The organism is Rhodococcus sp. UFZ-B548 (assembly GCF_903819475.1).
In the GTDB taxonomy this organism is placed as follows: domain Bacteria; phylum Actinomycetota; class Actinomycetes; order Mycobacteriales; family Mycobacteriaceae; genus Rhodococcus_F; species Rhodococcus_F erythropolis.
The window spans coordinates 52472-75636 of the sequence record NZ_CAIJDS010000009.1 but is presented as its reverse complement, the minus strand read 5'-3'; the positions used below and the strand labels follow the sequence as shown (position 1 = coordinate 75636).

Sequence of the window (23165 nt, the reverse complement as noted above, 5' to 3'; positions counted from 1 at the left end):
ATCAGACGAGTGCGTACAGAATCAGCCAGGTGACAAATGCCGACGGCAGGAGTGAATCCAGGCGATCCATGATTCCGCCGTGGCCGGGAAGCAGGGTTCCCATGTCCTTGATGCCGAGTTCACGCTTGATCTGCGATTCGATCAGGTCTCCGACCGTCGCGACTACCACCAGGACGACACCGAGCAGGACGCCGATCATCGAATTCGCGTCGAGGATCAACGTCACCGAAAGCAGGCTGCCGATGACGCAGAAAATGAGGGAGCCGACAAATCCTTCCCAGGACTTCTTCGGGCTCACAGCCGGCACCATCGGGTGCTTCCCGAACAGCACTCCGGCCGCGTAACCGCCGATGTCGGAGCACACGACACCGATCATCAGGACGAAGACGCGCCCCGGGCCGTCGTCTTCGAGCACCATCAATGCACCGAATGACGCCAACAGCGGGATCCACGCCAGAACGAACACCGTGATCGAGGTGTCTCTCAGGAAGTTCTTCGGGGTCGCCTTGAGCCCGTGGTCGAACAACCGCCACACCATGCACACCAGGACGGTTGCGGTGAATCCGCTGAGCACCCCGACCGGTCCCCACGGCCAGCCGAGCCAGATCGTGGCTTGCCCTCCGACGAGAAGGGGAATTCGCGGCACCTCGATGTCGGCTTCACGAAGCCGCGTTGTGACCTCCCACGTCGCGATGAACATCGCGATCGCGACGACAGCGATCCATCCCGGGGGCAGGAAGATCAAAGTGCCGATGACCAAGGCTCCGAGACCAGCTCCGACGCCGATGGCGGCAGGTAGGTTCCTGCCCGCCTTCGACTTCGGCGGTTGCGCGCCCTCAGCGCCGCCCGTAGGCCCGTCCGTGACGGGACCACCGGCGGTTCCCTCTTGTGCGTGCACCCAAACTCCCTGATCTACTCCCGACGACAAACACTGCAAATGAGGAGGCTATACCTCCATCAACTCTGCTTCCTTGTGCTTGACGAGTTCCTCGACCGCGTGCACGTACTTCGCCGTGGTCTTGTCGAGTTCTTTCTCTGCGCGACCGACCTCGTCCTCGCCGGCTTCACCGTCCTTCTGGATCCGGCCGAGTTCGTCCATCGCCTTGCGGCGGATGTTGCGCAGCGTGACCTTCGAATCCTCGCCCTTGGACTTGGCCTGCTTCACCAGTTCACGACGACGCTCTTCAGTGAGCTGCGGAACCGAGATGCGGATGATGCTGCCGTCGTTGGACGGGTTCACACCGAGATCCGAGTTGCGGATCGCCGTCTCGATCGCGTTGAGCTGCGAAGCCTCGTACGGCTTGACGATGACCATGCGGGCCTCGGGGACGTTGATGCTCGCGAGCTGCGTGATCGGCGTGATCGAACCGTAGTAGTCGATCACGATGCGCGAGAACATACCGGGGTTCGCGCGTCCGGTGCGAACCGAGCCGAGATCGTCCTTGGCTACCGTGACAGCCTTTTCCATCTTCTCTTCTGCCTCGAAGAGCGCTTCATCGATCACGGCTGTTCCTCCATGTTGTTCTGCATCATTTTTTGGGTGTCACTCACGACTTGATCAGGGTGCCGATCTTCTCACCGGACACCGCGCGAGCGATGTTTCCTTCGGTGAGGAGGTTGAACACCATCATCGGCATCGAGTTGTCCATGCACAGGCTGAACGCCGTCGCGTCCGCGACCTTGAGCTCACGTTCGATGACCTCGCGGTGCGTGATCTGTTCGTACATCGTCGCGTCCGGGTCGATACGCGGGTCGGCCGAGTAGACGCCGTCGACGGCCTTGGCCATCAGCACTACCTCGGCACCGATCTCCAGCGCGCGCTGCGCAGCAGTGGTGTCGGTGGAGAAGTAGGGCATACCCATCCCGGCACCGAAGATGACTACTCGCCCCTTCTCGAGGTGCCTACGTGCGCGAAGCGGAAGGTACGGCTCGGCGACCTGTCCCATGGTGATTGCCGTCTGCACTCGAGAATCGACGCCGGCCTTCTCCAGGAAATCCTGCAGAGCGAGGCAGTTCATGACGGTGCCGAGCATGCCCATGTAGTCGGAGCGCGCGCGATCGAGGCCACGCTGCTGCAGTTCCGCTCCGCGGAAGAAGTTTCCGCCGCCGATGACCACTGCAACCTGTACGCCCGATCGAACGACCTCTGCGATCTGCTCAGCCACCTTGGTGACCACGTCGGGATCGAGACCGACTTTGCCGCCTCCGAACATTTCGCCGCCGAGTTTGAGCAGGACCCGCTTGAATCCTGGACGTTCGTTGGCTGGTTCGGACATTGTTCTCCTCAGTTCGATACAAGACCTTGTAGGTCCTTCATTCTTCTTCTGCCGCCGAATCGGACACCGCGACATAGGAAAGCCCCCGGGACTCGTCCCGAAGCACTCTTATCCTGCCTCATCGGAGGCCCCAGGTACACGTAGACCCCGCCGGTAGAGCAAATGCTCTTCAGGCGGGGTCCATGTGTACGGGCTCCGAATTAAGCGGAGGCGCCGACCTCGAAACGCACGAAGCGCTTGATGGTCACGCCTGCCTCGTCGAGGATCGCCTTGACGGTCTTCTTGGAGTCCGTGACCGAAGACTGCTCGGTCAGAACGACGTCCTTGAAGAAACCGTTTACGCGGCCTTCGATGATCTTCGGCAGAGCCTGCTCGGGCTTGCCTTCTGCGCGGGCGGTCTCCTCGGCGATGTGACGCTCGGAAGCGACGATTTCAGCGGGAACCTCGTCACGCGTGACGTACTTTGCCTTGAGTGCTGCGACCTGCATTGCAGCGCCGCGAGCGGCCTCAGCAGCAGCATCGCCTTCGCCGGTGTACTCGATGAGAACGCCGACAGCGGGCGGCAAGTCGGAGCTGCGCTTGTGCAGGTAAACGGCAACGGGGCCGTCGAAGGAAGCGACGCGGCTCAGTTCGAGCTTCTCGCCGATCTTCGCGGACTGCTCCGCAATGACGGTGTCGATGGTCTTGCCGTCGAGCTCGAGCGCCTTGAGAGCGTCGAGGTCCGCAGGCTTGCCAGCAGCAGCGACGGTCACGATCTCGTCGGCCAGCTTGATGAACTCGTCGTTCTTGGCGACGAAGTCGGTCTCGCAGTTGATCTCGATCATGACGCCGTCCTTGGCGACGACGAGACCCTCAGCGGTGGTGCGCTCTGCGCGCTTTCCGACATCCTTCGCGCCCTTGATGCGCAGCTGCTCGACGGCCTTGTCGAAATCGCCGTCTGCATCTGCGAGTGCGTTCTTACATGCCATCATTCCGGAGCCGGTGAGCTCACGGAGCCGCTTGACGTCAGCGGCGGTGTAGTTCGCCATGATTAGCGAGCCTCCTCATGTATCTGTTTCGGACCTAGGACTAACGGTGAAGCACGGCCTAGCGGTGAAGCACGGCCTGACGGTGGTGCTCGGGCCTAACGGTGAAACGGCCCTGACCAAAAGAACTCTTGGTCAGGGCCGGTTTCAACGAATCAGGCCTCGGTGGCCGGTGCCTCTGCGGCGGGGGCTGCCTCAGCCTCTGCGGCCGGAGCTGCCTCAGCCTCTGCGGCCGGAGCTGCCTCAGCCTCTGCAGCCGGAGCTGCCTGCGAGAGCAGTTCCTGCTCCCACTCGGCGAGGGGCTCGCCTGCGCCGGCTTCGGGCTTCGCGTCCTTGTCGGCGCTCAGTCCTGCACGTGCCTGCACACCTTCGGCAACCGCGGAAGCGACAACCTTGGTCAGCAGTGCTGCGGAACGGATGGCGTCGTCGTTGCCCGGGATCGGGTAGTCGACGAGGTCGGGGTCGCAGTTGGTGTCCAGGATCGCGATGACCGGGATGTTCAGCTTGCGAGCCTCGGCAACTGCCAGGTGCTCCTTGTTGGTGTCGACGATCCACACCGCGGAAGGAACCTTGGCCATGTCGCGGATACCACCGAGGGTGCGATCCAGCTTGGTCATCTCACGCGTGAGCATGAGGATTTCCTTCTTGGTGCGACCTTCGAATCCACCGGTCTGCTCCATTGCCTCGAGCTCCTTGAGGCGAAGCAGACGCTTGTGAACGGTGGTGAAGTTGGTGAGCATGCCGCCGAGCCAACGCTGGTTGACGTAGGGCATTCCGACGCGAGTCGCTTCGGAAGCGATGGACTCCTGCGCCTGCTTCTTGGTGCCGACGAAGAGGACGGTGCCGCCGTGGGCAACGGTCTCCTTGACGAACTCGTACGCCTTGTCGATGTACGTCAGCGTCTGCTGGAGGTCGATGATGTAGATGCCGTTGCGGTCGGTCAAGATGAATCGCTTCATCTTCGGGTTCCAGCGACGGGTCTGATGTCCGAAGTGGGTTCCACTATCGAGCATCTGCTTCATGGTTACGACAGCCATGGCTGTGTACCTCAAACTTTCAATCCGGTTGATGCAGGCGATCGGGTGATCCCTGCCCTGGCACCCGCACGGCCGTCGGACCTGTTTCGTGAGAACCAGGACCAGCCGAGGCCGGAAAACGTGCGCGGGCGCGCGAAGTCGGACTGTGCGAGCACAGACCGCTCGACAAGTGTACGTCCTCGTCCGCCGATGCCATAACCACCCCGGAAGCAACAGACCGAACCGGCGGTTGTGGATCGGCGGTCATCCTGTGGACTACCCGTCTGATCTGCATTGAAGCGCGCGTGACTCCGCGCAAGATCAAGGAATGACGATGTTGCTCGGAGCTCGACGAGGAGTGGTCGTTGCCGTGATCTCCTGCTGTGTGGCCGTAGGCACGGCGTCGGCAGACGCGCGTTTCGACTGGCCGCTCGCTCCCCGGCCGCACGTGGAACGCGCTTTCGACAAACCGGCCAAGAATTGGCTGCCGGGTCATCGCGGGGTCGATCTCGGCGGCAGTGCCGGCCAATCCGTCCTCGCGGCCGGCGACGGCATTGTGGTGTTCGCGGGAGTGGTCGCCGGAAAGCCAACGGTGTCGATAGATCATTCCGGCGGCCTACGCACGACCTACGAACCCGTCGTGGCAGTCGTTCGCGCAGGTGAACGCGTCGCCGCCAGGTCCGTGATCGGAACCCTCGAAACCGGGCACGAAGGGTGTGCTGTCGAAGCATGTCTGCACTGGGGCTTGCGCCGTGGACGCGAGTATCTCGATCCACTCGGACTCGTTCGGACGCAACCGCTCAGGCTCAAGCCATTGAAAGGAGGCTGATCGGTCGCAGAAATCGGTCGCAGAATCAGTGCCACTCGGAAACGGCGTGCCGACCCACTGCGTCCGCGAAGTCGTCGGCCACCATCGCTGCCAGTTCCATGAACGCTCGTCTGGTGGCCGGTCGCATCAACTCGAGGTCCATCACCGACCCCTCCGCGAGATGCTCGTCGAAAGGAATGACCTCGACGGCACGGCATCGACGCATGAAATAGTCCACCAAAGCGTCCATGTCGATCACGCTCGACCCTGGCCGGGCGGCGCTGATGACGACGACGGTCCGTTCGACCAGATGGCCGTATCCGTGCAACTGAAGCCAATCGAGCGTTGCCGCTGCGCTGCGCGCTCCGTCGATTGCCGGCGAACTGACGAGAACCAACGAATTGGCAAGATCGAGAACGCCGTTCATCGCCGAGTGCATGATCCCGGTACCGCAATCAGTGAGGATGATGTTGTAGTAGACCTGCAAGATGTCGATGACCTGGCGATAGTCAGCCTCGCTGAACGCCTCCGAAATCGCCGGATCCTGCTCACTCGCCAGGACCTCGAGGCGACTCGACGACTGGGATGTGTGCACTCGAACGTCCGAATAGCTCTTTATGTCCGGTCTAGCAGCAATCAGATCGCGCACCGTCGAATTGGTCTGCAGCGGAACACGTTGCGCCAAAGTTCCGAAATCGGGATTGGCGTCAACCGCCACGACGCAGTCACCACGAAGCGAAGCAAATGTCGCACCGAGTCCGACCGTGACCGTCGTCTTGCCCACGCCCCCTTTGAGCGAGAGCAAAGCGACTCGGTAGTCGTTACGGATCGGCTGCTCGATTCGGGCGGCCAGTGCACGGTTGCGCTGTTCGTTGGTCGAATCTCCCAGATTGACCACACCTCCGGTCGCACGATGTAATCCTCTACGCCATCCGCCACGCGGCGTCCGTTTAGGGCGTTTCAGTAAAGCTTCGGCAACCAGATCCTGGTTTGTCACCTGCTGTTGGCTCGACGGTGGCGGTGGCGTGGTCCAGACCTCTTGCAGTCGTGCCACAGGCTCCGGCGTCGGCGCCGGCTCGGGAGCCGGTTGTGGCGCTTCGGACAGCCAGGCCGGTTGGCCGCTGTTCGGCAGGTGCTTCACATCTTGGCGGTTCACGAATCCCCCGGATTTCGCATGTCATCGAGTGTCTCGACACGACGATCGAACTTGCCGATTGTTCACTCTTCTGAGCTGCGACGCTACCAAATACCGGCCGAGAACTCGCGTCGCTTCACAATCTAGGCGCGTGGATGGGCCTGATCGTGGACGGATCGAAGGCGTTCGACCGACACGTGCGTGTACAGCTGAGTGGTCGCCAAACTCGCATGTCCGAGGAGTTCTTGGACCACACGAAGGTCTGCACCACCCTCCAGCAAATGTGTCGCAGCCGAGTGCCGAAGCCCGTGCGGACCCATGTCGGGAGCCCCTGGAATTGCAGCCATGGTTTCGTGGACCACCGAACGCGCCTGACGCTGATCGAGCCGGCCGCCTCGAACTCCGAGGAGCAATGCTCGCCCGGACCTATCCGAACTCAGCGCGGGTCGTCCGTGCTCGAGCCACCCGTTCAGTGCCGATTCTGCGGGCAGGCCGTATGGCACCGATCGCTCCTTGTTCCCCTTGCCGAGGACACGAAGCAAACGTCGATCAGCATCGACCGACTCGACGTCCAGTCCACACAACTCGCCGACGCGAATTCCGGTGGAGTACAACAATTCCACGATGAGTCGGTCTCGCAGGGCGAGCGGCTCCTGTTGCTGCGCACCGCTTTCCGCTGCATCCATTGCGTCGAGGGCCTGGCTCTGACGCAGCACCGTCGGCAGCGTGCGACGAGCAGGTGGAGCCGCCAGACGTGTGCCCGGGTCGACGGAAATACGTCCGGTCTGCGCGAGCCACGCAGTGAAACCACGCGCCGAAGAAGCCCGTCGAGCTACCGTCGTACGGGCTGTTCCTACGGCATTCTGGGCGGCCAACCACGAACGCATGACACTTAGGTCGAGGCGGTCGAGATCTGCATTCTCCGAACCCGCGGAGAAATGGGTCAGCAACGCCCGCGCGTCACCGACGTAGGCGCGGATCGTGTGTTCCGACCGGCCTCGGCTCAGTCGGAGGTGCTCGGCATACGCATCGAGGTGAACGCTCAAGCTCGCCGGCAATGCGTCAGTCATGAACACACGCTCGCTCGCCGCGATTGAAACCGCAAGCTGCCTCGCCGATAGGGTTGATCGGTGAATCGAGCAATTCCTCTGAAGATGTTGTGTGTACTGGCACTGATTTCCGCAATCGCTCCACTGTCCATCGACATGTACCTGCCCGGCCTACCTTTGATGGCGGATGCACTCGACACTACTGCGGCCAGCGTTCAGCTCACGCTGACCACCTTCATGGCAGGCCTCGGAATCGGCCAGCTGATCATCGGTCCGATCTCCGACGGACTTGGCAGGCGACGAATACTGCTGGCCGCGACAATCATCACGGCGCTGAGCGGTGCGGCATGCGCGGTGGCGCCGAACATCGCGTTTCTCATCGGTGCACGACTCGTCCAGGGCTTGAGTGGAGGCGCTGCCATCGTCCTCGCCCGCGCCTGTATTGCCGACCGAGCGCGCGGCGACGACGCAGCGAAGCTCTTCAGCATCATGATGATCATCGGCGGTATCGCTCCCGTGGTCGCGCCACTGATCGGCGGCGCACTTCTCGGCCCCGTCGGATGGCGCGGGATCTTCTGGGTCCTGGCTGTCGCGGGCGCCGTGATGGTGGCTGGTGTCGTTTTGCTCGTTCCCGAGACACTTCCACCCGAGCGACGCCATGGCGGTGGTTTGAAGGCCCTGATCTCGAATCTGCAGTACGTGGTCCGAAACCGGCACTACCTCGGATATGCGCTCGCATTCGTCTTCGGATTCGGCGCCTTGTTCGCGTACATCTCCGCGTCACCGTTCGTCGTTCAGAATGTTCTCGGGCTGAGTCCGTCACAATTCTCGATCGTGTTCGCAGTGAACGCCACCGGAATGGTCACGGCAGCGATGATCACCACTCGCCTGCTCGGTCGCGTCGGAGCTCGCACGCTGCTGCGTTTCGGGGTGTGCCTGCTCCTCATTGGTGGCGCCGTATTGTTCTGTACCAGCGTGGTTTTCAGTTCCACGAATACGTGGTTGATCTTGGTCCCGCTGTTCGTGGCGATTTCGAGCATCGGGTTCATCATGGGCAATGCAACCGCTCTCGCCCAAGGAGAGGTCACCAACGCGGCCGGAACTGGTTCAGCCCTGATGGGAGCGGGCCAGTTCGGCTTGGCAGCGCTGGTTTCGCCGTTGGTGGGAATTGCGGGAGAAGACACTGCCGTGCCGATGGCAATCGCAATTCCCACCTTCGGAGTTCTCGCGGCCGTTGCGCTCGTGTTGCTGACTCGCGGCAAGGCCGCCGCGAGTTAGTTTTCGGCCGCGGCGAGTTCGGACTTCCAGACCCGGAAGCCTTCTTCGGTGCGACCACGACGCCAATAGCCGGAAATAGAAGCAGCCGCCGCCGGGACATTTCGTTCCTTGCGAATGTACGGCCGGAGGTTGTGCATGACGGCTTGTGCTTCACCGTGAATGAACACGTGCGGTTCGCCCGGCAACCATTCGAGTGCCGTGACCGCGGCGACAACCGGAGCGTTGTCGCCAGCTAATTCTTCGCCGACAGCATCGGACGATGCTCCGCGATGCAGCCAGGTCACGGCAATACCTTCTGGGGCATCGAGCGCGATTTCGTCTTCCGGCCCCCCGACTTCGACGACGGCGTAGCCGACCGCATCCGGCGCCAATCTCGCTATCGAAGCAGTAATAGCAGGTATTGCGGTCTCGTCTCCGACGAAGAGATACCAGTCAGCAGATGGTGACGGCGAAAACGCGCCACCCGGTCCACGCAGGGTAATCTCAGCGCCCGGCTGAACGGACGCGGCCCACGGACCTGCAACTCCCATGTCGCCGTGGACGACAAAATCGATTGCAATCTCTTTGGCATCAAGATCGTACGAACGAATCGTGTAGGTGCGCAGTATCGGCTGATCAGGAGTGCCGAATTCGATCTTTACATAGGAATCGCTGTATTCACTGGGAGTGAAGGACTCGAAGCCCGGTCCCCCGAGAAACACTCGCACCATATGGGGAGTCAATTGTTCGGTCCGCAGAACCGTCAATGCAGTTGTCGGCTTGGCCACAGAAAGGTCCTTCCAAAAGTTAGTGTTACCTAACTAAGGTACACGACAATTGCAGCGCATGGACAAAATGCCTCCCCCGGTACATCCGCCCCGCGCGCGACAGACCACGGTGCTCAACGAAATAAACCGACCACTCTGCCGGGTAAATTCGTCGGTGGCAGCCAAATTTCCGAATCAGGACTCGTGCATGATCAGGCAGCACATCGCTATCGGAGAAATTCAGCAAAGCAATAGTAAAATACGCCTCTGGCCCCCGGCGAGGTTCGCCAGGGGCCAGAGGAGGTATTAATTCAACCTAGTGTGCAGCGTCGAAAGCGTCGATGATTTCCGCTTTGATACGCCCGCGCGGAGCAACTTCGTAACCGTTCTTACCCGCCCAATCACGAATGGCCTGGAGCGTCTCCTTGGAGCGGCCAGAACCCGACGTGGCCTGCGGAGATGCAGCCTGCGCCTTCTTGCCACGCTTCCCGCTCACCTTCGCCGCCGCCTCGACGAACGGCTTCACCGCAGCGTCGAACTTCTCTGCATTGGTGGCGCGCAGATCGATCACGTAATCCGTTCCCTGGTAAGAGAACTCAATTCGATCACCGAATCCATCGTCAATCGGCTTACCGTCAAGGTCGTCGATGAGTTGCCGAATCAGCTTCTCAGCCATTGCACTCCTCTTTCAATGATCGATTCAATTCTCCTTCACAATACACAGATAGAGCGTTGATGAACAAAAGAAGTCCGGAAACCTGTGCCATTTCCGAACAGACTCAATGGTCCGAATTAGCAGCGGGTTAACGACGAACCAATCAATACCCGCACTCAGGGGAACCAGACTAATCAGACTTCAAAGCACATTGACCTGAGACTTTCCTGAGGCCCGTTAAATTCACGGCCAAGTCTGCAAAGCTGGGTCGAGAATAACGCTGCACACAGGCCGATCGAGTTCACGAAAAGCAGTCCTGACGTGCAATTACCAGCATCGCGAGGGTATTCGAGTTTCGTTCTCGCCGGAACGGTTAGTGGGCATCGCCACCCGCCCACCGGACGAGCACAATCAAGTTCACGCGCTACCGCGTCCGAAACCATCCACTCGAATCCGAACTCGCAAACCCCTCGAGTTCGAGCAGAGGAAGAGTTGCACGAACCTGCGTTATGAGCAATCCCGATTCCTCGGACAGCTCACGCGTACTACGTGAACCTGTTCCCGGCAATGCTTCGTATACCAATCGAGAATTGCCCCGCAATGCATCGATGTCACGTGTAGCGGCTGCATCCTCCGCGGATTCCCCGACACCAAATGGACCTGACGCTTCGACTACATCCACGGCATTGGAAACGAGTTGCGCTTCACCTTCGCGGATCATCCGGTGACATCCGGTCGACGATGCCGAAGTAACCGGCCCGGGCACCGCCATTACCGGCCGGCCCAATTTCCGGGCCCAATTGGCGGTATTGCGAGCACCACTGCGCCAACCCGCCTCGACCACCACTACTCCGTCCGACAACACAGCTACCAGTCGATTCCTTGCCAGAAACCGGAACTTTGCAGGTGTTGTGCCCGGTGGATATTCACTTATCACTGCACCCGAACTCGCTATCTATTTGAGTAGTCGCGCATGCCCTGACGGATACGCTCGATCGACCCCACAGGCCAAGACAGCCAGTGTGTTTCCACTTACGCCCAATGCAGCGCGGTGCGCGGCCCCGTCGATACCGAAGGCCGCCCCGGAAATCACGGTCCATCCGTCGACAGCGAGGTCACCGGCAATCTCTGCCGTCACGTGTTCGCCGTACGCAGTAGATGCTCGCGTACCGACAATCCCAACCGATCTCTCGGTCAGATCAACCAAATCCCCGGACCCCAACACCCACAACACAAATGGCGCCGTCTCACCCCCGGAGGCATCGAGTCCGTCGAAGGAAAGCATTCGCCACGCCGGCCAATCGGCGCAGTTCGCTGTTACGAGTCTGCCACCCATCGCCTCCATCAGGTCGAGGTCTCGTTGGGCTGTGTCGATGTGAGCGCGGGCTCGCGTCTTCTCCTCGATCGCGGGTGGCAGATCGCCGTTGCGGACCGCCCTCGCAGTTTCTTCGACCCCGAGCTCGTCGATCAACATGGACATATACGCGCTTGGGCCCTGCACGACGCGGGACAGATATGCCCAAGCGAGTAGTCGCGGATCGTGCGCAGTCATTGGAATCCCCTGTCTCGGAAGTCGAGTGCGGTGACAACTTGGTCTGGTCCGGGCATCGCCTCACCTGCCAGATCGGCGACACTCCAGGCAACCCGCAACGCTCGGTCCGCCCCACGAGCAGTGATCACACCTTTACGCAGCGCCCGTTCCACCGGCGCCAGCGCCGCACGCGAGAGTCTGAACTTCTGTCTCAACGCCGGCCCTGGTACTTCCGCGTTGGTCCGCCACCCGTACTCACTCCACCGCTGGGCTGCAGTGTCTCGAGCCGCCGCCACGCGCGCACGAACATCGCCGGTACTTTCCCCTACTTCGTCGATCAGCGCTCCGGTTGCAACGGCCTGCATCCGGACCCTGATGTCGACTCGGTCCAAGAGTGGACCGGACAATTTCCCCAGGTAACGGCGACGCGCCGCAGGTGCGCAGACGCAGTCCGCGTCTCGCGGCGGCGCGCATGGGCAGGGATTGGCGGCCAGGATCAGCTGGAACCGCGCCGGGTATCGGGCAACTCCGTCCCGCCGGGCGATTCGCACTTCCCCGTCTTCGAGTGGCGTGCGTAGCGCTTCGAGCACCTTCACCCCGATCTCGGCACATTCGTCGAGAAACAGCACGCCGCGATGAGCCCGGCTGACCGCACCAGGACGAGCCATCCCACTACCACCACCCACCAGCGAACTGACCGACGAACTGTGATGCGGCGCAATGAAAGGCGGCATATCTATCAACGGCCGATCCTCCGGCAACACCCCCGCCACCGAATGAATCGCCGTCACCTCCAACGACTCCCCCTCCGTCAACGGCGGAAGAATCCCCGGAAGCCTCTGCGCCAACATCGTTTTCCCGATCCCCGGCGGACCCGTCAACATCAAATGATGCGCACCCGCCGCAGCAACCTCGATCGCCCACCGAGCATCCGTCTGCCCGACAACCTCACTCAGATCCCGCACCGTCACCACGTCAGCACGCTCGAAAACATCAGGAACAGCCAGCGCCAACTCACCACGCAACCACCCGATCACCGCGGACAGATCGTCAGCGCCCAGCACTTCGATCCCCTTCACCAGGCCCGCCTCAGCCAACGCCCGAGCTGGAACCACCACAGTCCCCCATCCCGCCCGCTTCGCCGCAAGCACCGCAGGCAACACACCACGCACCGTCCGCAGTCGACCGTCGAGTGCCAACTCCCCCAAAAAGACAGTCTCCCGCAACAACTTCCGCGGCAACTTCTTCGCCGCATCGAGAACCGACAACGACAGAGCCAAATCGTAAACGCTGCCCACCTTCGGCAACGTCGCCGGCGACAACGCCAAAATCACCTTGCTGTCCGGCCACTCCTCACCAGAATTGGTCACCGCGGCCCGAATCCGATCACGCGACTCGTGCAACGCCGTATCAGGCAGCCCCACCAAATGCACCGCAGGCAACCCGCGCCCGATATCCGCCTCGATCTCCACGATCTGCCCGTCCACGCCACTGACCGCAACAGAATGCGCCCGCCCCAACGCCATCAGAACGCATCCACAAAATGCTCGACCGAAGGCACGCCGTCGCGGCCGATCAACACCGCCACCACATCGAAACGCACCCTCGACCACGACCGACCCGAATCAGTGAGCCACTGCATCGCCAACACCCGAATCCGACGCTGCTTCGCGAACGTCACCGACTCCGCCGGACTCCCGTACCCGACACCCGACCGAGTCTTCACCTCCACGAACACAATCCGATCACCGGACGTCGCAACAACATCCAACTCGCCGTACCGACAACGCCAATTGCGCTCGACAATCTCCAAACCCGCATCAACCAGGAACTCGACAGCCACATCCTCGCCCCGAGCCCCCAACGCCATATTCCTCGCCATCGCAGCCCCCACCACTCACACCCCGCGCCCGCCCATACGAAACGCGTCCCAACCACCACCCTCGACCCACCACCACAAAACCAAGCCACCCAAAACCCACCTGTTGACAACTCCGTACCTGTTGACAAACTCAACATGCACTGGCCACCGAGCACAGACCGGCCTCGCGGCTACTTCAACCGAAGTGTGGTCCTCTTCGACGCAGGTTGTCTGCTCGGTACTGTTAGACGTGGATCCACGTGTATACGTCTTTCAGCTTGATGCCGGCCTGCGAAGATAACTCGCCACAAGTCGTTTAAAGCAGCATCCCCGCTACAAGCTTCTTCGTCAGAGTGCGGAATGATTTCAGGGACGGGCTTGAATGGCACCGCGTAGACTGAGCCAAGCGCAGTGTTGAACTCGCTCTGCGCCGATTGTCGATACTGGAAGATCAGGCTGTCGTTCAGGTTGAAAGTCGTCGTGAATCCTGCCTCGGCCCGGATCCCATCGAGTGAGCAATTTTGCCCCAGTCTCGGCCGCGCCGAGCGTCACCGTCAGCGTGCGTTGTCTCCTCCTTCCCCATCGCGTTGAAATACATGCTCCAACAAAAGAATTCGAAACCACGGAAATGCCAGTCAGCCGGCACTTTCCCGTCCACGTTCGGCCTCTCGACAGCAGTGAACCAGGTCGCTAAGTACGCCCGCGACATCAGCTAACGCGGCGTGCGGGGGTTCGAGTGGAGAAACCGTATGACAGTCATGTCTTCAGTAAAAGACTCGACCACGGCCTTCTCACACTGCTCGCGAGCCAGCTCACCCACGTAAATAATCGGACCGATTTCACACCCAGTTGCGACCTTGATTCCAGTCGCACCCTCAGGAACGCCCTCGACCAAGGACGTGCGTTCACGGATTCTGTTTGGACTGAATAAATCTACTTGAAGCGTCGTACTCATATTCTCTTCTGAAGATATATCAGATTGCGAAAATGAATATTAATAAGACGATCATGGCGGAGATCAGTGCGGCGATAAGCCAGAGACCCAGCCCTGGAACTGTCACCAAACCTTCGGCTGCTTCAACACCAATGCTGCGTGTGCATACACTGCTGCCATCAGGCCAACCGGGTCGTACGTGAACAACCCGATCCCCACTTCATCGGCATACGCAACCGCAGCTTTGCTGCAACTCGATGCCGCAAAGAAGAACAATGCCTTCTTGGCGTCAGTCTCCCGCGCACCGTAAAGCTGCTGCATCTCGGTCCGGACCGCGGCGCCGACCTTCCACTTCACCTGTGTCAGGGCATGTGATGATCGACCATCAATTCCGCCGTCCGCTCTCCCAGTCGTTGCGACCGGATCAGTGAAGCCCCAGGACCTCATAGCCTCGGCGGGGTTCAACTCTCTGCCTTGTTCGGCGTGGTAATGCACCGCATCCGACCTCGACTAAACATACATCGCATTTAGCATCCAGTGTCATTCAAATAGACGACAGTCTAGGCAACCCACAGATGCTACTATCCGCCGATGGGAATTGGGAATCGAAAAAGGACAACATTCCGGCTAGTCCTTCTTTTCGGCATACTCACGATAATATTGCCGAGTTGTAGTACTGATTCGCCGGGCACTAATGAGCAGGTTCCAGCATCTGCGCAAATATCTGACGAGGGTTTTCACATACAGTATGACGAATTGACTGTCGAAGGAACCGGGAACAGCGGTGATGTGGGGGCAAGCGCTAGTGTTGATCAGGACGGCGTCAGCACCATCCAGGGTGATCAGAACATGCTCATAACCATCAGCGACCGATACCAGGTCGTCATCGAGGATTCCGATGGGCAACCGAACGCCCCTATCACCCTGCGTTTCCGCGTCGATGGTGAAGCGGTGCAGAGAGCAATAGATTCCGGGGGTGAGGTGGTGGTCCTCTCAGAATCAGCAGGTGCAGATACCCCATCGATGGTAGATGCACAGTTCAACCCCAATGACTCCACGGTGACGGCAACGGTAGACCATCTCAGCTGGTTCCAAGCTGTCATCTTCAACACCAATGAATTCTTGAACAAAGCAGGACAGGGGATCAAGGAAGTCCTGGGAACCGGGTTCACCAAGCCTGCCTGCGTTGGAGATCAGATCAAGTATTCGACGTACAGCGTTCAAATATCAGCACTAGCGGACGATGTAGCGTGGACATGCCTCCGATCAACCTGGACAGGCACGCTCGACTCCCCTCAAACAGTCGAGCTGCATTCTAACTCTCCAGTGCCTTGGGTGATTTCTAGCGATCCTTCCCCGCTTGCTATTAACAAAACGAAAACAGACAGCCAGAACCGCTCACTTTCGATAGCTTACGAGCAGCTTATGGGTTCAGACGTCAGTTTCCTCGGTCCAGGCGATGCGCTGACGCTCGACTTTAAGCAATACGTCGGCTCACCTAAGTCGGGCACACTAACACGCGACCCCAAGCTTGATAACGCTGCTTTCTCGTCGTGGGGGTATGCATACGCTCTCGAAAATATCTCTTCCGCACTGTTCCCGCCAGCAAAGGTGATCAAGGTTCTAGTCGGTTGCTCCTCAGAGATAAACAATCTTCTCGACGCAGTTCAGACCGCGGCCAATTGCGGCAAAGAATTCGGATCGACTGCCATTTCATTCGTCCTGAGCAGAGTTGCGGTGTCGAAGATATATGACTTTAGTGCGAAGTTCGGGCTGGACAACATACCCAATAGCGCAACATGGAAAGTGTCGCGAGTCGGAGGTGAGTCCAATGGAGGCGAAATCAGTGCAGCCCCGAGCAGTAGTGGACCCGCTGCTGACTACGCGCCCAAAGAGTGCGGTCCCGTTACCGACCGTCGCGGCAAGACCGCGACGGTCTTGAACGACAACGCGGTCATCGACTGCACAGAAGCTGTCTCTGTCATGAGTGAATACCTGAACGATCCCAACGTAAATGATCGAACCTACCGTTTCGACGGGTGGACCTGCTCAGTACTTGGTGCCGCAGAGGAAGAGAAGATGGGCTACGTCATCAAGTGCGAACGGGAGGACAAGGCGGCGATCATGCTAGCAACGCGGTGAGCAGTAATTGGGTGGAGCAGGCAAACACCTCTCTGTAGACGGAACCAGACAAGAGCGCTCGTTGAGCCTGGGCCTAGTGCTGTACATCGAACGTGCAGTAGCTGGCGGGATCTACCGCGGACCGATGCTGATCAACTCGCGATTGACAAGATGGACATCGCCGCGAGGTTCAACCGTGGCCGGATCGCTGCGTTCGGCGGTTGGAAGAGCACTGTTGCGACGGTGGGGATTACCGACTCCGCACTTGACCACGCTAAAGAGCGCCGTGAGAACTCTTGCTCGACCATGCCTGACGGTGTTACCGAACGCCTGAAGGCGGAGTGGTACCGCCGAACAGGATTTCGCCTTAAATGCGGTGCAAAGAACGGCTTTAGTCACCGAGTCAGAACGGGTTCCACCAGTTGATGAACTCGATCCACCACGAGCCCGGAAAGAGCAAAGTATCGAGAAACGGGTTGGTTAGGTCGGGCAAGCTTCCAATCATCGTCATCTCCTCAAAACGGGTTCCACCATGCTGTGAGCGGTCTCAGGAACGGGTACCAAAACAAGACTTCTTCGGGAATGTCAGCCACGTTTCCGATCATGCTGGTGTATCGCACGTCACACAGACCGTGTTAACGACGCACTGATCCAGGGAAGTCTTCGATCTAGACGTTACGGACTAGCTCAGGTGGGTTCTCGCTGCGCTGGTCGATGTAGTCATCGCCAGCACTCAGGACGTGGGCAGTCGTTGAAACGAAGGTTCGCTCCGGTCCCTGCTGTTTGGATTAGAAGATTGCCGTAACCACCAACGAATGCCAACGGTCCCCCTCGCCGCACGTTGAGGTCTTCGATCTCATTCCAATCGCAGTGTGTCTCGCAGCTGAAGAACGGACTCCCCCAGTTCTTGATCGTCTCGCCGCTGTCGTTGTGAATCGCACCGGAGTTTCCGGGGCACATCAAAGTCTCTGGACTCTTGTGCCCCTACGAATCGCGTCCCAACCACCACCCTCGACCCACCACCACAAAACCAAGCCACCCGAAAACAACCTGTTGACAACTCAGAACCTGTGGAATTCGGCAGCGCGACACACCAACGGCGGCCCGAACCGTGACAATTTTCTGAAATCCCCACAATTTGGACGAAAGTCCAGTAGAACTAGTTACAGTTTTGCTCAAACCGTCACGCACCCCGCTGAATGGAGTTCTACATGGCCCGCCGCTCACTTCGCCACGCAGTAGCAACCACTACATCCCTCGTTCTCATCGCCGCCGGCGTCACTGTTGGACTTGGAGCCTCGGTGGCGCAAGCAGCACCGGCATGCGCGCTCAACCAGTCGGTCACCGACAGTTGGGCCGGTTCCCTCGGGACGCCGTACACCGTCAGCAAGGAGGTTGTCGGCGATGGCAAGGTCGCCGCGGGTCAGACGGTCACCTACATCACCAAGGTTTCCGGTTCCGGAGCCCTCGTCAATCAGATCCGCGATTTCCACCCGGCAGGATTCCAGCTGGTCAAGGCTCGCCTGAACGTCAAATGGCTTATCGGCGACCAGAAGTGGGACGACGTCACCAAGACCGTCGTTGTCGGCAACAACTCCGTGGTGGCAAAGGGCGGCGGATGGACCACTGCGGGCGGCGGCGTCATCGCTTTGGAAACCACCTACAAAGTTCCCGATAACGCAGTTGTAGGCACGCAGCTCGACAGCGGCGCCGGCACCAACATTGTGCTGGCGGCGGGCGACTGGAACATCAATCCGATGGGCGTCTGCGTCACCATCCGGCAGCCGAACCCCGTCGAGGCGGGCGCCGGAAGCCTCGAGGACATGGGCTTCGGCTCACTCAACTCCGGATCAGGCCAGGTATTCGGCTCCCTGACCGACCCGCAGGGGTCGATGACCAATGTCATCAGCGGTGTCTTGGGCAATGTGCTCGGCAACATGAGCTGACTCAGTTCAGATTAGTAAATCGGCCGAGCTACCAGCAGATGCTGGTAGCTCGGCCCATTTCTACTTTGCCGAACAAAGCTTTGCCGTCAACCGAGTTCAAGAAATCATCAGCAAATCACCGCATCAGCTTTCCGCCGTACCGGGCCGGCGTCGTACCGAAGGTTTCCCGAAATGCGGCGATGAACCCACTGCTGGTGCGGTAACCAACCTGCGGGGCAACGTCATTGACACCCTCACCCCGCGCGAGCATCTCGAGTGATGCGTACATGCGTGCTCGAGTTCTCCACTGCCCGAAGGTAATCCCGGTATCGGCGACAAAGGCTCGCATCAAGGTCTTGGAACTGACCCCGAGTTCGCCCGCCCACTCCCCCAGCGTCCGTGAGTCTGCCGGATCGGCAAGGATGCGGGCAGAAACCGAACTCGCCGCAGCATTGCGAGGAACCGCGAGGACGTCGTGCCGTTCGGGCGCGGCAGCAAGAATGTCGTAGAGCAACTCCTGACTCATCAACCGCCGAGCATCGTCGATGGTCCGGTCGGCGAGATGGCGCAGCAATTGAGCGGACAGAGCATCGACTTCGAGAACAAGTGGCTGAGTCCACCGCGGCCCGGCAGGGCGTAGATCCGGACGCGCATAGGCCGCAATCATGCACCCCTCCGTCAGAAGTGTCATGTCGTGGAGAACGGTGCCCGGCAACCAGACCAAGTGCGCGCTGTGCAGGTGCCACACATTGCCTCCGGCAGCGATCTGCATCGTCCCTTCACTCATCCAGGCGATCTGATGCTCGGGGTGTCGATGAGCTCCGTACGCAGTCACTCCGTCGACGACGTTGGTGTAGACCTGAAAATCTTTGAATGTCCGTCCGCGACTATCGGGTAGCGCTAGCAAGGACTTTGGACGAGTCGAGTAACCAATAGTGGACATTTTGCGTCTTTCTGGGCGTATCCGAGTCCATTCTGAAGGATGGACCGACGATCCTGCAAAGGTTAGCCTCACTTTATTGCTGACGCGACCAGTTCAGCACTTCACGCGGAACTCAGATCACTTCGCCCACCACTTCGAAGGAGCATGCACGTGCCCTCACGTAGCACCCGAATCCTCGCCGCCTTATTCACGACGGCCGCGATCATCGGGTTCTCGACCGCCTGTGGAACCTCGCAAGGCGTCGACACCGCATCAGCGACCCAGAGCAACGACGCATTCCCCGTGACGATCGAGCACGCACAGGGTTCGACGACCATCGATGCCGAACCGCGGCGGGTAGTGACACTCGGATACACCGATCACGAACCACTGCTCGCCTTGGGAGTCGAACCCGTCGGCATGGCCGAATGGTGGGGGTCCGGCATGGATGAAAGCTGGCCGTGGACGAAGGACTACTGGAAGGGGAAAACTCCGACCTACATCAACAGCGGCGGAGACTTCAACTTCGAGCAAATCGCCTCCCTCGCACCAGATCTGATCCTAGCGCTGTACGCCGACATCGACACGGAGACCCACAAGAAGCTGACCTCGATTGCGCCGACTGTCGCGCAGAGCAAGGACTACGACGCATACACAACGCCGTGGACCGACATGACACTCACCGCCGGGCGCGCCCTCGGCAAAGAACCACAAGCTCAGCAACTGATCGCGGATACCGAAAACGCGTTTGCCACCGCTCGCGCTGCACACCCGGAGTTTTCCGGGCAAACCGCAACGATCGTCAACCTCGACACTCCCGAGGGATACGTGTTCTCGTCGCACGACCCACGCGGCATCTTCCTCTCGCCACTCGGATTCACCCTCCCCCCGACGGTCGACGCATTCGTCGGCGACCAGTTCGGCGACTGGCTGCCGAACGAGCGATACGACATCCTCGAACCCGTTGATCGTTTGATCGTGATGGCCGATCCGGAGGGAGAGAAGGCCCTCCCCGGCAACACTCTCTACCAGCGGCTACCCGCTGTGAAAAACGGAAATGCGATAGTCGTGCGATACACCGCAGATCCACCCGTCGGCGCGGCGATGTCCGGCAATACCGTCCTGAGCATTCCGTACGCCATCGACCAACTGACCGCCACATTGTCGAAGTAACCAACAATTCCAGGTATCGAAAATATGTTCGAATGATGCTAGCCTCAAACCCAGGAAGCACTCACGGACATCGAGGATCACCATGGACGAGGTACCGGAGACAGCGCTAGATCTTGCACGACTCGATCTGGCTCGGCTGGTCGACGAGTTGACGGTTCTCGACCAGCGACGCGTCGACATCGGCGAGAGCTTGGTTCAACTCGAGTACCTCTACGCCAGGATGGGCGCACGGCAACAAGCAGATGCTGCTCGAAAAGCCTTCCAGGAGAAGTACGTCGGACGAATCTACGAACTCGCAGACGGTCTGCGCACCTGAAAAGAGGTTGCACACAACCACTGACGGAGCGCATGGTCATTCCTGCACGACACACCGGACCGATCGGTTCGGCTGTGAACTATGTGGGAGAAATCTGATGGAGAAGATCACCAAGAGGCTGTGGAACTGGGCATCGATACTCGACGAGAACACTCGCGAGCAAGCGCTGCGTACGTCCCAGATGCCTTTTGTCCGTCCACATCTGGCACTTATGCCGGATGCGCACCTCGGTGCGGGAGCGACGGTGGGTTCGGTCATTCCGACGGAAGGCGCAATCATGCCCGCCGCCGTCGGAGTCGATATCGGCTGCGGAATGATCGCGGTCAAAACCCAGTTCAGTGCACGCGACCTTCAAGGCCGCGACCTGAGCGTTCTTCGCCACAGCATCGAACGCTCCGTTCCGCTCTCGGCGGGTGTCTACAACAAGACGCTGAGCGACACGGCGCAAATCCGCATCGCAGAACTCGAGGCAATGGCGGGCGATCGCCTGGCCTTCTACGACAAGTTCAAGAACAACTGGAGGTTTCAGCTCGGAACGCTGGGTTCTGGCAACCACTTCATCGAGGTGACGCTCGACGAGAGCGACGGCGTCTGGCTGTTCCTGCACTCGGGCAGCCGCGGTATCGGAAACAAGCTCGCACAGCATCACATCAAGATCGCCAAGGACTTGTGCGAGCGGTGGTACATCAACCTTCCCGATCCGGATCTTGCCTACCTGGTCGAGAAGACGCCCGAATTCGACTCGTACATCACCGATCTCAACTGGGCTCAGCACTTCGCTCTGCTCAACCGCGAAGAGATGATGGACCGCGTGGTGAAGGACTTCGCGCACTTCATGGGTGACGGCAAGCCCGCGATCATCGACGAGGTCGAGCGGATCAACTGCCACCACAACTTCACCCAGAAGGAGTTCCATATGGGCCGGGGTGTGTGGCTGAGCCGTAAGGGTGCGATCAAGGCAGACGAGGGCACGCCCGGGCTCATCCCCGGTTCGATGGGGACGGCGAGTTACGTCGTCGTCGGGAAGGGAAACGTGCCGTCGTTCAAGTCCAGCCCCCACGGCGCGGGTCGGGTGTACGGACGTAACCAGGCACGCAAGACCTTTACGATCGAAGATCTCGACAAGGCGATGGTCGGCATCGAATACAAGCGTTCCGCGGCGTTCCTCGACGAGATCCCGGGTGCGTACAAGGACATCGACGTCGTGATGGACGACGCGAAGGACTTGGTCGAGATTCGACACACGCTGCGTCAGATCGTGAATGTCAAGGGCAACTGACCCCGCGCAACTCCGCGAAATGCAAAGTGCCCCGCCGATATCGGCGGGGCACTTCGTTGTCAAGATCAGTCAGGAAGGCGCAGATCCGGCTTGTCCAGCTCTTCGATGTTGACGTCCTTGAACGTCACGACGCGCACGTACTTCACGAATCGCGCCGGGCGGTACATGTCCCACACCCAGGCGTCGGACATCCGCAGTTCGAAGTAGATCTCCCCGTCTGAATTGTGGGGCAGCAACTCGACCGTGTTGGCCAGGTAGAAACGTCGTTCGGTCTCCACGACGTAGGAGAACTGTCCGACGATGTCCCGGTATTCACGGTAGAGCGACAGCTCCATCTCGGTTTCGTACTTCTCGAGATCCTCGGCACTCATCGGTTTAGCCAGTCCTCCCAGTTCGTCTGAACGTCCATCATCCCGTACGGCCCGCGCGTTGTTCCAACCGGACTCCCGCAGCCACCACGTTTGCGTACGTCATGCGATGCTCGGGGCACGGCCCCAGCTCGTCGAGAGCGTCCATGTGCAGTGGCGTGCTGTATCCCTTGTGAATCGCGAAGCCGTATCCGGGATGAGTGTCGTCCATCTCGGTCATCACACGATCTCGGGTCACCTTCGCGAGAACGCTCGCCGCGGCGATGCATGCAGCGGCGCCGTCACCGCCGATAACTGGTAGCGACGGAGCCGTCAGACCCGGAACCCGGAACCCGTCGGTGAGGACGTAGCCCGGTTCGAGATCGAGGCCCGCAACTGCTCGTCGCATCCCCTCGATGTTGGCAACGTGGATACCGATCTGATCGACTTCCGCAGCGGGTACCGAAATAACACTCCACGCCAACGCCAAACGCTTGATGGCCGGGAAAAGCTCCTCGCGCGCGCGTTCGGTCAACTTCTTCGAATCGTCGAGCCGCGCCAGTGCCGCTTGCGGTTTCGGCGCCAGGACACACGCGGCAATGACGAGTGGACCAGCGCACGCTCCGCGCCCGGCTTCGTCGACGCCGGCGACCGGACCGAGTCCGGTTCGCGCCAACGCAGACTCCATCGTCCGCAGACCTGCCGATCTGCGAATGACAACGCGAGGGGGCCAACTACTCACTGTCTCTGCCTACTCGGAACTACGCG

The 23165-nt window shown here is 60.0% G+C and carries 22 protein-coding genes and 1 pseudogene; 7 read left to right on the top strand and 16 right to left on the bottom strand.

The genetic code is table 11. From position 1 onward, the window contains the following. Position 1: 1 nt before the first annotated feature. The 5 genes from H7C86_RS11005 to rpsB all read right to left on the bottom strand — a co-directional run bounded on the left by H7C86_RS11005 (position 2) and on the right by rpsB (position 4338). The gene (locus H7C86_RS11005) at positions 2 to 898 is read right to left on the bottom strand and encodes a phosphatidate cytidylyltransferase (protein ID WP_003942673.1); all 897 of its coding nucleotides are present in this window, start codon (positions 896 to 898) and stop codon (positions 2 to 4) included. 48 nt (positions 899 to 946) lie between these two features. Continuing rightward, complete coding sequence (gene frr, locus H7C86_RS11000) at positions 947 to 1504, bottom strand: ribosome recycling factor (protein WP_182261088.1); 558 nt, start codon at positions 1502 to 1504, stop codon at positions 947 to 949. A gap of 43 nt (positions 1505 to 1547) precedes the next feature. Beyond that, entirely contained in the window at positions 1548 to 2276 is a 729-nt protein-coding gene (gene pyrH, locus H7C86_RS10995; RefSeq protein WP_019747988.1) for a UMP kinase, read from the bottom strand. 200 nt (positions 2277 to 2476) lie between these two features. After that, the gene (gene tsf / locus H7C86_RS10990) at positions 2477 to 3304 is read right to left on the bottom strand and encodes a translation elongation factor Ts (RefSeq protein ID WP_019747987.1); all 828 of its coding nucleotides are present in this window, start codon (positions 3302 to 3304) and stop codon (positions 2477 to 2479) included. Between the two features lie 152 nt (positions 3305 to 3456). Next, on the bottom strand, positions 3457 to 4338 hold the full coding sequence (rpsB, locus tag H7C86_RS10985) for a 30S ribosomal protein S2 (protein WP_113682954.1): 882 nt from the start codon (positions 4336 to 4338) through the stop codon (positions 3457 to 3459). A 313-nt stretch (positions 4339 to 4651) separates the two neighbouring features. Between rpsB and H7C86_RS10980 the strand changes: the two genes are divergently transcribed. Next, on the top strand, positions 4652 to 5146 hold the full coding sequence (locus H7C86_RS10980; RefSeq protein WP_256279847.1) for a M23 family metallopeptidase: 495 nt from the start codon (positions 4652 to 4654) through the stop codon (positions 5144 to 5146). 25 nt (positions 5147 to 5171) lie between these two features. Here the strand turns inward: H7C86_RS10980 and H7C86_RS10975 are convergent, their stop codons facing one another. Continuing rightward, the gene (locus tag H7C86_RS10975; RefSeq protein ID WP_019747985.1) at positions 5172 to 6281 is read right to left on the bottom strand and encodes a MinD/ParA family protein; all 1110 of its coding nucleotides are present in this window, start codon (positions 6279 to 6281) and stop codon (positions 5172 to 5174) included. A 122-nt stretch (positions 6282 to 6403) separates the two neighbouring features. Next, on the bottom strand, positions 6404 to 7330 hold the full coding sequence (locus H7C86_RS10970) for a tyrosine recombinase XerC (protein ID WP_031331262.1): 927 nt from the start codon (positions 7328 to 7330) through the stop codon (positions 6404 to 6406). 84 nt (positions 7331 to 7414) lie between these two features. On the opposite strand from H7C86_RS10970, the gene H7C86_RS10965 reads away from it, so the two are divergent. Then, positions 7415 to 8587 carry a multidrug effflux MFS transporter gene (locus H7C86_RS10965; RefSeq protein ID WP_182261165.1) on the top strand — a complete coding sequence of 391 codons (1173 nt, stop codon included), beginning with the start codon at positions 7415 to 7417 and terminating at the stop codon, positions 8585 to 8587. On the opposite strand, the gene H7C86_RS10960 is transcribed toward H7C86_RS10965, so the two are convergent. The 6 genes and pseudogenes from H7C86_RS10960 to H7C86_RS10935 form a co-directional block, all read right to left on the bottom strand. Next, a complete protein-coding gene (locus H7C86_RS10960; protein ID WP_182261089.1) occupies positions 8584 to 9354 on the bottom strand; it encodes a siderophore-interacting protein in 771 nt (256 codons plus the stop codon). The genes H7C86_RS10965 and H7C86_RS10960 overlap by 4 nt on opposite strands. Positions 9355 to 9649: 295 nt before the next feature. Further along, positions 9650 to 10009 (bottom strand): Lsr2 family protein, encoded by a 360-nt coding sequence (locus H7C86_RS10955; protein WP_003942721.1) that lies wholly within the window; start codon positions 10007 to 10009, stop codon positions 9650 to 9652. 403 nt (positions 10010 to 10412) lie between these two features. Then, positions 10413 to 11540: pseudogene (gene dprA, locus H7C86_RS10950) on the bottom strand (DNA-processing protein DprA). After that, positions 11537 to 13045: a YifB family Mg chelatase-like AAA ATPase gene (locus H7C86_RS10945; protein WP_021333044.1), complete on the bottom strand. Its 1509-nt coding sequence runs from the start codon at positions 13043 to 13045 to the stop codon at positions 11537 to 11539. Before H7C86_RS10945 ends, dprA begins: the two are co-directional and overlap by 4 nt. Next, the gene (locus tag H7C86_RS10940) at positions 13045 to 13401 is read right to left on the bottom strand and encodes a YraN family protein (protein ID WP_041815868.1); all 357 of its coding nucleotides are present in this window, start codon (positions 13399 to 13401) and stop codon (positions 13045 to 13047) included. The genes H7C86_RS10945 and H7C86_RS10940 overlap by 1 nt, the downstream gene beginning before the upstream one ends. Before the next feature lie 1036 nt (positions 13402 to 14437). Further along, on the bottom strand, positions 14438 to 14761 hold the full coding sequence (locus tag H7C86_RS10935; RefSeq protein ID WP_235867884.1) for a restriction endonuclease: 324 nt from the start codon (positions 14759 to 14761) through the stop codon (positions 14438 to 14440). Positions 14762 to 15070: 309 nt separating this feature from the next. Between H7C86_RS10935 and H7C86_RS10930 the strand changes: the two genes are divergently transcribed. Together H7C86_RS10930 and H7C86_RS10925 are read left to right on the top strand one after the other, a co-directional pair. Then, the gene (locus H7C86_RS10930) at positions 15071 to 16456 is read left to right on the top strand and encodes a hypothetical protein (RefSeq protein WP_182261090.1); all 1386 of its coding nucleotides are present in this window, start codon (positions 15071 to 15073) and stop codon (positions 16454 to 16456) included. 1190 nt (positions 16457 to 17646) lie between these two features. Beyond that, positions 17647 to 18381 (top strand): hypothetical protein, encoded by a 735-nt coding sequence (locus tag H7C86_RS10925; protein ID WP_003942731.1) that lies wholly within the window; start codon positions 17647 to 17649, stop codon positions 18379 to 18381. Between the two features lie 115 nt (positions 18382 to 18496). On the opposite strand, the gene H7C86_RS10920 is transcribed toward H7C86_RS10925, so the two are convergent. Beyond that, positions 18497 to 19303: an AraC family transcriptional regulator gene (locus tag H7C86_RS10920; RefSeq protein WP_070796226.1), complete on the bottom strand. Its 807-nt coding sequence runs from the start codon at positions 19301 to 19303 to the stop codon at positions 18497 to 18499. A 144-nt stretch (positions 19304 to 19447) separates the two neighbouring features. Between H7C86_RS10920 and H7C86_RS10915 the strand changes: the two genes are divergently transcribed. From H7C86_RS10915 to H7C86_RS10905, 3 genes are all read left to right on the top strand, one after another. After that, positions 19448 to 20455: an iron-siderophore ABC transporter substrate-binding protein gene (locus tag H7C86_RS10915; protein ID WP_259349034.1), complete on the top strand. Its 1008-nt coding sequence runs from the start codon at positions 19448 to 19450 to the stop codon at positions 20453 to 20455. Positions 20456 to 20537: 82 nt separating this feature from the next. Next, the gene (locus tag H7C86_RS10910) at positions 20538 to 20771 is read left to right on the top strand and encodes a hypothetical protein (RefSeq protein WP_019747974.1); all 234 of its coding nucleotides are present in this window, start codon (positions 20538 to 20540) and stop codon (positions 20769 to 20771) included. Between the two features lie 97 nt (positions 20772 to 20868). After that, positions 20869 to 22050 carry an RtcB family protein gene (locus H7C86_RS10905; protein ID WP_020969338.1) on the top strand — a complete coding sequence of 394 codons (1182 nt, stop codon included), beginning with the start codon at positions 20869 to 20871 and terminating at the stop codon, positions 22048 to 22050. A 65-nt stretch (positions 22051 to 22115) separates the two neighbouring features. On the opposite strand, the gene H7C86_RS10900 is transcribed toward H7C86_RS10905, so the two are convergent. Together H7C86_RS10900 and H7C86_RS10895 are read right to left on the bottom strand one after the other, a co-directional pair. After that, complete coding sequence (locus H7C86_RS10900; RefSeq protein ID WP_003942715.1) at positions 22116 to 22421, bottom strand: DUF2469 domain-containing protein; 306 nt, start codon at positions 22419 to 22421, stop codon at positions 22116 to 22118. Between the two features lie 37 nt (positions 22422 to 22458). Then, complete coding sequence (locus H7C86_RS10895; RefSeq protein ID WP_024487346.1) at positions 22459 to 23139, bottom strand: ribonuclease HII; 681 nt, start codon at positions 23137 to 23139, stop codon at positions 22459 to 22461. Between the last annotated feature and the right edge of the window lie 26 nt (positions 23140 to 23165).